This window comes from Vibrio cholerae, from assembly GCF_008369605.1.
GTDB classification, from domain to species: domain Bacteria; phylum Pseudomonadota; class Gammaproteobacteria; order Enterobacterales; family Vibrionaceae; genus Vibrio; species Vibrio cholerae.
On record NZ_CP043554.1, the window covers coordinates 1,097,909 to 1,112,482 of the forward strand.

At 36.0% G+C, this 14,574-nt stretch carries 10 protein-coding genes and 1 pseudogene; 6 read left to right on the forward strand and 5 right to left on the reverse strand.

What is annotated here, in order from left to right:
- Positions 1 to 7 precede the first annotated feature (7 nt).
- Positions 8 to 1,162: an N-acetylneuraminate epimerase gene (locus F0316_RS05245; protein ID WP_149560263.1), complete on the forward strand. Its 1,155-nt coding sequence runs from the start codon at positions 8 to 10 to the stop codon at positions 1,160 to 1,162.
- A 14-nt stretch (positions 1,163 to 1,176) separates the two neighbouring features.
- A pseudogene (locus F0316_RS05250) lies at positions 1,177 to 2,244 on the forward strand (YjhT family mutarotase).
- A 359-nt stretch (positions 2,245 to 2,603) separates the two neighbouring features.
- Here the strand turns inward: F0316_RS05250 and F0316_RS05255 are convergent.
- The gene (locus F0316_RS05255; RefSeq protein ID WP_000621179.1) at positions 2,604 to 2,990 is read right to left on the reverse strand and encodes a hypothetical protein; all 387 of its coding nucleotides are present in this window, start codon (positions 2,988 to 2,990) and stop codon (positions 2,604 to 2,606) included.
- A 416-nt stretch (positions 2,991 to 3,406) separates the two neighbouring features.
- On the opposite strand from F0316_RS05255, the gene F0316_RS05260 reads away from it, so the two are divergent.
- Positions 3,407 to 5,452 carry an Ig-like domain-containing protein gene (locus F0316_RS05260; RefSeq protein WP_088131821.1) on the forward strand — a complete coding sequence of 682 codons (2,046 nt, stop codon included), beginning with the start codon at positions 3,407 to 3,409 and terminating at the stop codon, positions 5,450 to 5,452.
- A 50-nt stretch (positions 5,453 to 5,502) separates the two neighbouring features.
- Here F0316_RS05260 and F0316_RS05265 read toward each other — a convergent pair whose 3' ends face one another.
- The 3 genes from F0316_RS05265 to F0316_RS05275 are packed head-to-tail and all read right to left on the reverse strand — an operon-like array spanning position 5,503 to position 7,106.
- Positions 5,503 to 5,895, reverse strand: a complete 393-nt coding sequence (locus F0316_RS05265) for a hypothetical protein (RefSeq protein ID WP_000625644.1) — start codon at positions 5,893 to 5,895, stop codon at positions 5,503 to 5,505.
- 28 nt (positions 5,896 to 5,923) lie between these two features.
- Positions 5,924 to 6,706: a hypothetical protein gene (locus F0316_RS05270; RefSeq protein ID WP_148547987.1), complete on the reverse strand. Its 783-nt coding sequence runs from the start codon at positions 6,704 to 6,706 to the stop codon at positions 5,924 to 5,926.
- 58 nt (positions 6,707 to 6,764) lie between these two features.
- The gene (locus F0316_RS05275) at positions 6,765 to 7,106 is read right to left on the reverse strand and encodes a hypothetical protein (RefSeq protein ID WP_001033057.1); all 342 of its coding nucleotides are present in this window, start codon (positions 7,104 to 7,106) and stop codon (positions 6,765 to 6,767) included.
- A 345-nt stretch (positions 7,107 to 7,451) separates the two neighbouring features.
- Between F0316_RS05275 and F0316_RS05280 the strand changes: the two genes are divergently transcribed.
- Positions 7,452 to 8,222 (forward strand): alpha/beta fold hydrolase, encoded by a 771-nt coding sequence (locus tag F0316_RS05280; protein ID WP_149560264.1) that lies wholly within the window; start codon positions 7,452 to 7,454, stop codon positions 8,220 to 8,222.
- A gap of 35 nt (positions 8,223 to 8,257) precedes the next feature.
- Here F0316_RS05280 and F0316_RS05285 read toward each other — a convergent pair whose 3' ends face one another.
- On the reverse strand, positions 8,258 to 8,800 hold the full coding sequence (locus F0316_RS05285; RefSeq protein WP_000592156.1) for a thermostable direct hemolysin-family toxin: 543 nt from the start codon (positions 8,798 to 8,800) through the stop codon (positions 8,258 to 8,260).
- 389 nt (positions 8,801 to 9,189) lie between these two features.
- Between F0316_RS05285 and F0316_RS05290 the strand changes: the two genes are divergently transcribed.
- Entirely contained in the window at positions 9,190 to 13,713 is a 4,524-nt protein-coding gene (locus tag F0316_RS05290; RefSeq protein WP_114808637.1) for an SslE/AcfD family lipoprotein zinc metalloprotease, read from the forward strand.
- Between the two features lie 60 nt (positions 13,714 to 13,773).
- Complete coding sequence (locus F0316_RS05295; RefSeq protein ID WP_000564893.1) at positions 13,774 to 14,526, forward strand: hypothetical protein; 753 nt, start codon at positions 13,774 to 13,776, stop codon at positions 14,524 to 14,526.
- Positions 14,527 to 14,574: the final 48 nt, after the last annotated feature.

Consider the following 14,574-nt stretch of genomic DNA (forward strand, 5'->3'; position numbering starts at 1 on the left):
CAAACCAATGAATATGAAAACTCTATTGACTTACGCTACGTTACTTTCTGTGACAGCATTTAGTCATGTGGTCTATGCCGATAATCAATGGCCTGATTTACCTACTGGATTTAAAGATGGGGTTGGTGCACAAGTTGGTTCAAAAGTGTATGTAGGACTTGGATCTCTGGGGAAAAGCTTTTATGTACTTGATTTGAATTCATTATCGAAAGGATGGCAAAAGATTGCTGATTTTTCCGGTGCAGAACGAAGTGGGGCGACGGCATCTGTAATAGGAAATGATATTTATCTCTTTGGTGGATCCGGCAAAGCAGAACCGTCTGATCCATCGCCTATTTTGTTTGATTCGGTATATCGCTACGACACCAAGAAAGATTCATGGGAGAAAATGAACACTACCTCGCCTGTAGGACTTCTTGGAGCTTCTTCTTATTCTCCGGACAATAGACAGATCCTCTTCTTTGGTGGTTATAACAAAGCCTATTTTGATCGCTATCTGCGAGATATATCGACCACTGACAAGCAAGTAAATCCTGAAGTATGGCAACGTATAGTTGATGATTATATGGGAATGAAGCCTACGGATTACAAATGGAACCGAAATGTGATCAGTTATTTGCCTGAAAAACAAGAGTGGCGTGATTTAGGCGTGTCTCCGTATCTCCCTAATTGTGGTAGCGCAACCGTTATTGAAGGGAACAAAGTAACTCTCATCAGTGGTGAGATAAAACCGGGTTTACGCACCGCTGAAGTTAAGCAATATGAATTTGGAATGGATCAACCGTGGAAAAGTTTGTTGCCCTTACCTGCACCCCAAACGAGCAATATCCAAGAGGGTGTTGCAGGTGCATTTTCTGGGAAGACAAATGGAGTTGTAGTTGTTGCTGGTGGAGCGAATTTCCATGGTGCGAAACAAGCATTTGAAAACGGAAAAATGTTCGCACATGAAGGGCTGCCTAAGGCGTTTAATTCCGAAATTTATGTAGAAAAAGAGGGCATTTGGTCAACGGTAAATTCGCTTCCAGAGGGCTTGGCATATGGGGCTTCATTTACTACATCAGAGGGTGTTTTAATTGTTGGTGGAGAAAAAAGTGGTAAAGAAATGAGTCATAAGGTTTATATGTTGGCTTGGAATGGCTCTACTGTTGAAGTGATAGACTAATTAAGGAGAGCATTATGGCAATCTCATTTCAATTACTCCCTGAGCTTCAAGTAGGAATTAAACACGGAGTGGGTGGAATAATAGGTCAAAAATTGTATGCAGGGCTTGGTAGTTCTGGAAATGCATTTTTTGTTTTAGACCTAAAAGATATGAATAGTGGTTGGAAGTCGGCTGCTGACTTTCCGGGAATTGCTCGAAATGATGCTGCCTATACAGTCTGTGGTAACAAGCTTTATGTTTTTTCAGGTGCAGGGATAGAGGGCAATAACAGCTTTCCAACAGTTTTAATGGATGGTTATGTATTTGATAGTCAAATCAATCAATGGACACGATTAGAGAGAACACTTCCTACCGGCTTTCTTGGCGCATCTTGATGTAGTCTATCATCGACGGACATCATTTTTTTCGGAGGGTATGATAAGGATACATTTAATAACTTCCTTTCTGAAATCTCAAAAATTGATGTAACAAAAGAGCCTAATAGATATAAAGAGCTTATTACTATATTTATGTCTCAACCAATAGATAACTATAATTGGAATAGAAATATTTTGTCATTTACACCATGCAATGAACACTGGTCAGTTGTTGGTGAAAACTCATTTAAACCTAATTGTGGTTCTGGAATAATTCATAAAGACAACGTTGTAACTTTGATTGAAGGGGAAGTGAAGCCAGGTCTGAGAAGCTTAGAGACTAAGCGCTACTTTTTTAAAAAAGGAAAACTGGAATATTCTGATAGTTGTGCGTCTATTATTGATATAAGTAAAAATCATGAGGGGCTAGCCGGGCATTTTTTCGGTGAAATTGACAATAAGATAATTGCTATTGGTGGGACATATTTTATTGGTAGTCAAGACGCATTCATAAATGGAAGCTTATATGCCCATAATGGCCTTATTAAACACTTTAGTTCGAATGTTTGGATTTTTGATGGTAAATCCTGGAAGAATAAATACCAATTAGATGCAGGTATTGCCTATGGTGTTTCCGCTTCAAACGGAAAAGCTATGTATATTTTAGGGGGTGAAAACTCTAATGGTGATGCAATGACAACATGCTTATCGTTAACAATAAATTAATTCTTAAATAAACTATAAGTTATTCTTACAGGTGGTTTGTGAAATAATTGAGCACTTAGCGATTATTCATTAATCTAGAAGATAAGTGAGCCAGGACTAATTAAGGTTTTGCTATTGCATTATAACTTAGTTATTTTTTTTGTGAATATTAAAAGTGATATTCTAGTGAAAGTTAATATAACAGATCAGATCGTAGAATCAAGACTGAGTTTCATAGGTTTCATAATGAAGTCCTGCAAAACCTAACATAACCACCTACTGTTCTGATGTTATTTATAAATATAATTTTACGTCTCTAAATAAATTTACCGTTATATAGGAATTGTAAAATGATTTATATGATGTGGCTAAAAATAAAGTCATATATTTTGGTTTATTTTCTGTAAATCCAATATCTCAAGGCTCATAGCTTTTGATTTTTTGTTTACAATTCCTATTATTTTGACTTGATTTCCAGACCTTGACAGATTTTTTAATTCACTTTCATCTTTTGGAGAAAGATAAACTAAACCTGTTTCGTCAATAAGTACATAATGATCGCTTTTTTTATCCCATGATATTTTACCAAACAATATAACCTCAGCACGGTTAGAGAAACTATTTTTCTCAACAAGACTATATGCATTAGTTATGCCTCTACTGAATATTGGGTTAGCATGTAGAATAGATGGTGTACATGATAAAATAACAAAAGTTAAAATATTTAATTTAGTAGTTAGTAATATAGATAAAATTCGACGGATCATAGGTGTATAACCTCGAAATTATTAATTAAAAGTTTAATTAATTTAATATTTAATTACTCTATAATATAAATTTGTTGAGATGTTGATGTGTATATTAAATGGGATCTGTGATTGAAATTACAAGGTGCGATTTATGATTAAGCTTGATAATTTTTGAAAAAACATTACGAAAATTAAATCCGTTTTGGGTGTTTTTATTTTGTGATAATAATTGGTTTTTTAAAGACTAATGTGGAATGAAACAAGGCTGCACAGAGTTTTCCTGCTGTGTTCTCATGATGCGATTTATAAGTAATTTATCCTAAAATCAGTGCTTTATCGGCTGGGCAGGCTTGGTTTTCATATTGTGTATTTTTTATTTACCATAGTGTGAGAGAGGACTCTCTGATTTTTAATAAGAACTTTAAGAGGGTAATATGAGACTTAAAAATTTTTTTCAATTATTAGCTACTGCATTAGTAACTAGTGTCCTTCTAATAGGGTGTAAGTCTGGTTTTAATGAAAAGCTTAATAGCAACAAGGAAAGTATCGCTAATCAAGATACGGTCCAACCTATAACATTAGATATGGTTAGCATTAATTCTAATAAAAGAGCGGTGGCACTAGGTGAATCACTTAAACTATATGCTACTGCCTATTTTAGTGATAATAAACATGAAACAGTCACTGAGCTTGTTGAATGGTCTATCGAAGGCGATAAGAATATTTCTATTGATAAAATGACAGGGGAGGTTACCACCCTCCGAGAAGGTGTTGCAGTAGTTTCAGCATATCTAGATGGTGTGGAGAGTAAAACTATTAGTATCGAAGTCACTGCTCCTGAGTTGACAGATATAGCAGTAACAGTTCAGCAAAAAAGCTTACCTGTAGGTATATCAACTCAATTATATACTTGGGGGTTGTTTACAGATGGTCAATGGCGAAGAGTTATGAATGGAATCAAATGGGAGAATAGCAAAGAAGACATTATTCAGATTGATGATGAAGGTAATGTATTTGCTATCAAAGAAGGAATCACTAATATTGTTGCAGATGTCGATGGCTTACTTAGTCCTCCGATTATGATTGAGGTTACGAAGGCAAAGTTAGCAGGAATTGATGTCATTCCTCAAAAATTATCATTACCACTGGGAACTACGCAATCTATCTTTGCAATGGGAACATTTACTGATGGAAAAACGATCGATATAACAGAGGATGTAGAGTGGTTAGGATCTAGAACTGATATTACTAGAATTGAAAATAAAAAAATAATTGCCACCAAATTAGGTGTGAACACAGTTGTTGCAAAGATGGGCAATATTCATAGTAACCCAGTTGAGATTGCAGTGACTGATGCCATAGTGTCTCATCTGCAACTTACACCGATAGATGTAACCTTAGCCAAAGGTACAACAGTTGAATTTCATGCAAAGTCTATTTATACAGATGGTAGTGAGGAAGATGTTACGAATAAGGTAACATGGCAGAGCGACAATTATGATGTAGTAACATTTGTAGATAATAAAGCTACGGGACATAAGCAAGCTAAAGTCCGTGTGTCTGCAAGTTTATCGAGTGGAGAAAGTGCGTCGGTAGATGTTACTGTAACCGATGCAGAATTATCTCAGATAGAAATTACTCCTGCTGCTCTCGAACTTGAATTAGCACAAGTTGGTCAATTGTATGTGATTGGTAAATATAGTGATGGTTCAGAAGCTAATATTACAGATCAGGTAAGTTGGGAAAGCAGTAATAGCAATTTTGTATCACTGATGCATAATGGTCTATTAAACGCTCTTGAAGTTGGAACTTCAACAGTTACTGCTCGACTACAAGGGACCACGCAATCTGTTAAGGTAATTGTTAAAGAAAAAATTAACATTCAAGACAAGATTACAATGTGTGGAGGAAAAATTGATGATGATAGTCTTACAACAGCGCAAGGAAAATGTTTAAAAGTTGCAAGTGATAAATATGGAAATCTATTCTCGGGAGCGCCAAGTATTAAGTTATTGAATGCATTGGGTTATAAGCTGGTAAAGTATAACCAAAAGCCACAGGCTAACACTAAGTCATATAATAATATAAAGGTAGAAAGAGTTGGTTATGGGCCAGCTGGTGAAGCATTTGGTTTATTCAATAACAACGGATTAACTGGTCAAAATGAACAATGGTGTAATGAGTTATCTGCCAAAAACTTTGCAGGTAGAAATAACTGGCGTCGAGCAACACGTGCCGAATTAATGGGGTTGTATAGTAAAGTCGGTGGTAGCCTATGGGATGGTTCTAATGATCATGGTGTTGATAGCAGGGGATTAGGTTGGCCTGTTACTACAGAGTATTGGAGTGCATTGAATATGGATCAGGTTTCTAGTGATGGTTATTATGATATAGTAAATATGCATGTTGGTAGATCGTTTCTGATCTCACGAGGTGACGAATTTGCTTATCCATCATGTATTGCTCCTATTGAAAGATAGATTATTAAATGCGATCAAAAAACAGCCAACGTATGTTGGCTGTTTTTTGATTATTTTGAATGATCAATACAGTTCTGACGGATAAGTTTTGGTCTAGGATGATCATTCTTAGATGAAGAAACGGTGATCTTATCGGATTTTTCTAGATCGACCTCTAATTCCGCACCAAAACCGGCAAAATTAGCTTCAATATTTACATTCCTTTCTTTTCCATCTTTCTTATATCCTAAGCCTGCACTTAAAAGAGGTGTATGTATTTTAATTTTGAATCCTTTTAATTTGAAACCATCAATTTCATCAAAATTTGGTAAATGGGTAATAGGAGTACTATGTTTTTCTACACACTTTACCATTAATATATTGGGTGAGCTTAATGAATGAGAAAGCGTTGGTATAGTTGGGATTTTTTGAATATCGGGCATTGAAAAGCTTCTACTAATCATGCTATCTCCAATTGGGTTTTTTGAGGTTCTAAATGATTTTGTACTTTTTTAAAATAAAATCATTAATATTGATATTACAATCATTATCAATGATTATTACTATTTTACAGTTAATTCCTATGACATTTTTTAGTCCTAGTTGTGAACTGAGCTCTTTTATATAATCTATGTCAACATTATTTGTGTTAAATGAACACTCATAGCGTATGTTATTTTTTTTATCTATATTAATGATAAATTTCTGTGATTCGCTGATAAATTTTCCAGCCAGTTCAGCACTTGAAAGATCTGGTATGTTTGAGTCTGAAATAAATATGTTTTTATTATGCTGTATAAAACTATTGTAGTTAAGAATAAAAGTGATGAGGTTTTGACATGCAATGGAAGATAGTACATTAAATTGTTCTTCAGACAAACATGAACGTAAGTCTCTGATTATTTTTTCCTTTTGTCTTTCCATCCCATATTCATTAAGTGATTTTTTTATTTGAGCATTAATCAATGTTCTATCTTTTAAACTGATAGAATAATCGGCTCTTAGAACATCCTTCTCTAGATTGCCTGAAAACAAAGAGTTTTTCTGACCAAATGCAATTTTTATATTGTCGATAAATGAAGTATATCGGTGATTATTATTGAATAATTTTGTCAGAAAGTTGGGTGCTTTTTTAGATGACTCGCCTCTAAGATTAAATATTCTTCTTATGTCAAGTTTAATTGTTGGTTTTTGCGTTACTTCACTATTATGCTGTATATAAAATGCTGATTGTACTTTCGATATTCCTAGCATAAATTTAAACTCATAGTTCATTAATGTCACCTCAATAATAATTAGAGGTGGCATGTGAATAATAATATTTAAAAGATTACTATATAGAAAAAGAAACAGTTTGAGCAGATCTATTATCCGTCATTTTTTGCTCTGAGAGCTCTCTATTATAAATTTCTATTAATAACTTATTTCTTGTTCTTATCTTTTCGTAAATGCGATCGGTTTTTAGGAACATCTCTTGTACATCACTGGCAAATTGCTCATTACATACGTAAGGGATTGGAGAGCTCTCTATCCTACTTATTTTTGCTCTATCGCGGGAATTCTTTATATTAACAATAAATTTTGCAAGTTCTCTATCCCCTACTTTTAATGCAGAGGTTGCAGACATGCAGTGCTTTGCTCTGAAATTGTGGAACATAAATGCTATTTTATTCATCTCTAGCTGACTCCTTTATAGTCTGACTCTGATAGAGTACAGATGAAATTAAAAGCTTGCCAACCGAATAATTGTTACAATTTACGGTGTGAGATTTCATGATTTTTCATAAGCAAAGAAAAAAGAGTGGTTGAATTTTTTCTAACGTCGGAGGCATAATTATAAGGCCATAAGAGGTATATGGTTTTTGAATACTGATATATATTGGAGTAATCATGAAAGTTTATCTTAATCAAGTAACAACTATTGATGGCACAAGTTTAAATGCTAATTATAACAGAGAGAATGAACAGCATTCAAATTCAGGATTGGGATTGGCTAAGTTCCCTGTCTAGGAGACACTCAATGATTGATAATATTTACTACTATGATAGTGATCCGGACAATTTTACGGGAAAACCGGTAATTTTATTTTTACACGGTTTTTTTATGAATCATAAAATGTTCGATCATCAGATTAAGTATTTTTCTGAGCGTTTCCGGATAATTGCGCCTGATTTTAAATGTTTTGGAAATTCCGCATCAAAACTTGAACAGAATAGATTCAATGAATGGGTTGATGATATAATAAGATTGCTCAATACATTGCAAGTCGAAAGCTACTATGTTGTCGGGATGTCTATGGGGGGATATGTTGCTCAAAGGCTTTGTGTAGAGGATAAACACAGGATACTAAAGGCTGTGTTTATATCTACACAAGCTGATAAAGATAATCCAGAAACCATTGAGCAATATCTTACCCTTGTTAATAATTGGGGGGATTTTTCATTAAGAGAAAATATTATATCCTCCTTAAAGGAAAGTTTTTTCGGTAAATGTTCAAAAGAAAGCGAATATTGGGAAGAGTTATGGATAGGTTATGATGATAGAATATTATCATCAGCGATGAAATCTATGATCTCTCGTGATGATTTTATATCACAACTTAAAAATATCAAATGCCCTGTGTTAATTTTACATGGAGATAAAGATCAAGGAATTCCAGTTAGTTCAGCGAGAAAAATGCATAAGGAGCTAATAAATTCAAAACTAAGGCTAATTATTGATGGAAGACATGCTATCAATATAACTCATCATGAGATAGTTAATGCGGAAATAGATTTATTCTTTAAATAATTTACAGATTTAAGAGCCCTATAGGGCTCTTATTTTTAACTTTGCTCAAGGCACTGAGATAGTGTTTTATTATTTGCGATACACATAGTAATCACATGACCGTTACCACTTTCATAGGATTCAGTTGTAACAAAATAATCTGGAGTTTCATCAACCATCCTAATATTAGGGATAATATTACTTTCATCCTCACCCACAAAGCTTTCAACACTAGAATAATCATGTGTTAATGTACCTGCAGAGACCTTTGAGTAAGTTGTCGCATATCCATTTCTATATCCAGAAAGTGTAGCCATAGTATACGGATTCCCATTGATAGAAACCGTAATAAAAGCTGTCATCCATTTATATCCAGAGGTGGAGAATATAGCTTGCTTATTCACTTCTCTACTTGGTAGTCTTTTAATATCACGATAGCTCCAATAGTCTTTTGTATAAACTTCAACGTCACTTGTTGTATTACGTACTACAAAAACAATTTCGTCGCTTCCAGGAGAAGGAAAAGGAATGGAAGGGAGCTCAATAGCATATGCATGGAAGGAAAGAGCAGCAGAAATTAAAAAAAGTTTTTTAATCATAAATAGTAGCCTATTAATTTATATGATTTTGATTGTTTATATAAGGATTTCTTTTTATCTTAGATATCGTCTTGTTCTATTTCTCCTGTTTAAGTAAAATTTTAGCTCTCATGTTAACTGTATTTTACAACTTTCGTGGGTGAATTTTTCTGAAATATTTTGTTATAGATTCGCTTAGGATCTTAGTCATACTTTGTGCCCTAGTGTGTTGTTCTTATAGTTTTTCACATTTTGTCATGTTATTTCAAATTGCTTCCTTTTGTTTCTATGTATTTGGTTTTCTTATATTGTTATCCTCGACAAGCATACCGAGTTATGCTGGATTTATCCCGAGCAAAATTGATTAAAAATGGGGCAGTTATATATTTTATTTTTAGGTGAATATAAAAATGAAAAAGACTTTTCTATCAACCTTGATTGCAAGTTCATTATTAGGCTGTAATCACGATAGCGTGAATATTCCAAATAATGTTATAGTGCCTGGCGTGCCAGAAGTTCCTCAGCTGCCTGAGCTACCATTGCCGCCTGAGGTAATGGTAAATGCAGGGCTAACACTTGATGGCCATCTAAAATTTATTAACTCTTCAATATTATGCAATGGAGAGCCATCAGAGAGTTTTACTGTTTCCCAATCCGATCATGTGACTTGTGTTCTTAAAGCTGACGGTACACCAGTTGCTACCTTTTATTCCCCGTTCGATTCTAACGCAACAGGACAACCAAGTCGTACCCTAGAATATCTGAAACTAATTGACGCTGAAGAGTATAAATCTAGTTCAACTCGTATTGAAAATATCCAGACTTTGATCAAAGAAATGGGGACTATTCATGGAAATGATCTCGATCTTAGCTTAACGGATACGGCAAATCGTCTTATTTTTAAAAACTACTTAAATAATCAACTTGATCTTGAGCATAATGCTTTTAAAAAGTTGATCCAAGAACGTTTAAGTAATGATGCCCAAACAGACAAACAGCCATCAACACACACTCCAGATGTTGAACCAGCTTTAACTCCTGGAGCGTCTAATGATCTTAGTCAAGCATTTGTTTCTGCGAATGCAGAGCAAAATTTAGAGTACAAACCTAAAGAAATTATTCTAACAACAGGATACTTAGTTGATAGCAAGGAGCGTCCGGTTAATGGAATTGCTTACTTCACTTCTAAAGGGCGAGGCTTGACCGGCTATAAAGATGGCAAATTTATTGGAGATGGCTCATTAGAGTTTTCATGGGGAGATACGATTAACTTCGGTATTGATACTTTTGAATTAGGGAGCACTAGAGGTAATAAAAATAAGATCAAATTACAAGATCTGGGAACTGGTAATGAAAGCAAAAATATCGAAAATCTAGTGATTCGTTTTGCTGAGGTAACAGACCAAGAGATCACTATCACAGATAAAGTGACAGAGGTATTTGCAAAGTATCCGAATGTCATCAACGAGGCAATTTCTCTTTCATTGTCGAGTGAAGATATTCAATTAGATCTAGGTAACGGTCATACTCAAGTGGTTGAAGCTGAATTCGATAAGCAATTTGAATCAGGTTTAGCAGCGGAGATTGACAAAGAATTAGGCAAAAAAGTCGTCACATTCTGGAATTATTTTTCTGAGCCCAAGCAAATAAAGGCGGTTGACTCAGAGGCTCAAAACGTTCAAAAGGATGTTGAGCGTTTATGGGGCGCTACACAACAGGCACAGAGTGAGGGCTGGAAAAAAGTAGAGCGCTTCCATATTTTCCATGATAGTACAAACTTTTATGGAAGTACCGGTAATGCTCGTGCTCAAGCAGCAGTAAACATATCCAATCGCGCATTTCCTGTCCTAATGGCACGGAATGATAAAAACTATTGGCTCGATTTTGGTAAGCCACAAGCTTGGGATGGTAACGGTCTTGCTTACATTACTGAAGCGCCATCAAAAGTTGTTCCAGACAAAGTCGATGGTTCAAATGCGACCTTTAATCTTCCTTTCATCAGCATTGGTGAATTAGGTAAAGGAAAAGTAATGGTCATGGGTAATGCACGGTATAACAGCGTGCTAGTCTGCCCAAATGGCTTTAGTTGGAATGGCAGTGTGAATAACCAAGGTCAGTGCAATGTTTCATCAGATAGTGATGATATGGCTAATTTCTTTGAAAATGCCTTTAAGTATCTGACCGGTAAAAGTGCTGGTACATTCAATGTAGCTACCAATATTCCAGATGTCTATTTTAAGCGTGGAGGACAGGTATTAGGAAGCAAAGCAAGCTACCAAATAGATAAACGTTTTGCTCAAAACACGCAGTATTTAGAGTCCTTTGCTAGCCTTGATCCTAACGATACTCCGCTAGTTATTGTGAATGCATATGGGTATTTAGGTGAGCAAGGTGGGTTAGGGGCATATGATCTGCCAATGCAAGCAAATATTGATGATCCTAAGCTCACACAACAAGATATTTCAGATCTGATTACCTATGTGGAGCGAGGTGGCAGTGTCTTGATGATGGAAACAATCAAAGGTCAAAAAGATTCAGGTGTAGTGTCACGTTTATTGGATGCTGCTGGTATTGCTTTTGGCATTGGGGAAAGTGTTGCGTTAAATGGTAACGGCCCAAATGGAGGCTACCCAGATCGACCTCGTAGTCAACGGCAACAAGGTATTTGGGTACTGGAACGTTATGCAGCCGAAGATAGTAATAATGGAGATAAGCCATCTTTACCTTATGTAATTAAAGATGATGGTAGTGTTGAGTGGAAATACATTGTTGACAACCGTCCCGATGATAAACCCAAGCTAGAAGTAGCTCGTTGGACAGAAGTAGATGAGGAAGGAAATAGCAAAGAGCAATTAGCGTTCATCGATGAAGCAAGCTTCTATAAAGATGGTCAGCTTGATAATGCTGCTCTCACAATTGCTAAAAATCGCATTTTAGATGCATTTAAAGATGCTTCTGGAAAGCGAGTGTATGAAGAATGTAAGAAAAATGACTATCACTATGAAATCAACTGCCTAGAATATCGTCCAGGCAATAAGATTCCTGTTAGTGGTGGATTGTATGTGCCTCATTATACCGAGATGAAATTAGGTGAACATGAAGCAAAAGCGATGGTCAAGGCGGCCAATATTGGTAGTAATATTGAAGCTTTGTATCAACACGAGCGCTATTTTAGAACACGAGGGAAGCAAGGGGCTCGTTTAAATAGCGTGGATATGAATCGCATCTATCAGAATTTATCAGTATGGTTATGGAACGATCTGTCATACACATATGATAAAAATAAAGATGATGAGCTAGGTTTTAAGCGTTTTACAGAGTTTCTTAACTGCTATACAGACGACAAAGCTGATGGAAACACGACTTGTCCAGAAGAGTTGAAACTCGAACTTCAGCAAATGGATATGATTTATGCTGAGGGGGAGTTTGCTGGCTATATGAATCCAAGTTATCCACTGAACTATATGGAAAAACCATTGACTCGTTTGATGCTTGGTCGTTCATTCTGGGATCTGGATATTAAAGTTGATACTCGACAATTTCCGGGAGTAGCATCATCAACATCAAGTTCAGGAGGCACTATTACTCTAGATATGAGTAATAATGTAACAGCTTGGTTTGCTGGTAACCGTCAAGCGACGGGCCAATGGGCACAAGCTCATGTTCCATTTACGGTAAGTGTGAGCGGTGAAAAAGCCCCAGTAACCATTACGGTTGCATTAGCGGATGATTTGACTGGTCGTGAAAAACATGAAGTTGGATTAAAACGTCCACCAAGAATGACCAAGTCATTTGTTATTGGTGGCAATCGCGCAACAAGTGAAACAATCACTGTGCCTTATGGTGGCTTGATTTATGCTCAAGGTGGTGACTCTGAAAGTGTTCAGTTGACCTTTACTGGAACACTGGCTGCCCCATTGTACATGGATGACCGCTGGGTGAACGATATTAATTCGCCGGCCCCAGTGGGGGATATTGTAAGTAAGTCCTTTATTTACACTGCACCTAAGGCAAATCTTCATGCAGAAAACTATCCAGGAGGAGTGGGGCAGTTTGCTAAAGATTTAGATCAGTTCGCATCGGATCTCAACGATTTCTATGCGAGAGACGAAGGTCTTAATGGTCAAGCGAACCGCAAAGTGACAGGGGATGAGAATCCAAATAGCCGCCATCATTTTGTTAATGATGTGGCAATCAGTATTGGTGCAGCGCACTCTGGTTACCCTGTTATGAATAGCAGTTATAATCTGAACAGTAACAATATTAATACTACACCACTGAATGATTGGTTGTTATGGCATGAAGTGGGCCACAACGCCGCAGAGGCTCCATTTGTAGTAGAAGGTGCGACAGAGGTAGTCAATAACTTGCTAGCTCTGTACATGCAAGACCTGCATACCGGAAAAATGACGCGAGTTGAGCAGGATATTCGGGTTGCACCTGAGTTTGTTCAAGCTGAGCATGGCCATGCTTGGGCTGCTGGAGGAGCCGCCGAACGTTTAGTTATGTTCGCGCAACTGAAAGAGTGGGCAGAAAGAGAGTTTAATATTCGTGACTGGTATCAAGGCGATTTACCTAGCTATTATTCTGAGGTTGATGGTGTAAAAGGTTGGAATTTATTCAAGTTGATGCATCGATTAACACGTAATGAAAGTGATGGAATTTTCGATCTCAAGAATAAAAATGTATGTCGCCTACAAGGATTAAATAAGAGTGATCAGCTTATGGTATGTGCTTCTTATGCTGCACAAACTGATTTGACTGACTTCTTTAAAGCATGGAATCCAGGGTCAAAAAGTTTTGTTTATCCAGGAAGTTCACAACCAAGTTATGAGGGAGGGATTACTCAACAAGGTATAGATCTAGTGAAAACACTTGGATTGAAAAAGCCCAAACTGCAACCAGAAGCGATAAATACAATTACGATTAGATAATAACCTTAAAAGCCCAAGCCAAAGCTTGGGCTTTTAAATAGATTAATAGAGGTGAATTCTATGATAGATTTTTTGTATGTAAGTACACTAAAGGGATGCTTGGATGAGTTGCAATATGGATGTTCAGATTTAAATAAAATGGATATAAAAAAGATTACCAATGTGTCTAAATCTATAGACACAAAGGAACTAAAATTTTTATTAAATAGGAAAAAAAAAGCGTTTGATGATAGTCCAGGAATAGTAACAAACAAGCTATTTCCACAACTACCGTTACCTAAAGATGTAATAGGCACATTAGTAAAAATTCAAAACGATGGGTATTTGATCTATCCAATGGATGGATCAACCCCAAAAATACCAGAAGGACAAGTAGATTTTATCATATCCGCTGATGAACCACTGAGAGTATTGTGTTTCGAAAAAAATACTGTATATGAGAGAAAAGAGTTGAGAGATAGAGCTATTGGAGCAATTAATTATGGACATTCATCACTAGCTTTTAAAGAGGACGGGGTCAGTATAGCTACCAATCCTAAATTATCGATGGAAAGAAGAAAGTCCTTATCTACAGAACCTGTACTATTAGCGGGAACAATATTTTTTCCTGATCATGATAATCCAGTTGTCGGAGGAGGGGAGATGCTCTATTGGACTAATGATAGTGGTCATTTTAAACCAACGCTTAAAGAAGTTTTCAACAATAGAATAGGTTTTATTAAAGATATTTTACCTATGGAGAAATTCATTCCATTTGATAGTAGTGAAAAAGAAAATTCTCGAATTGTAAAGAAAAGACTATTTACTATTTAGAGTATTTTAGCTACTCCAAGAGGTTCTTTAAGTTCTTTAAATACTTCT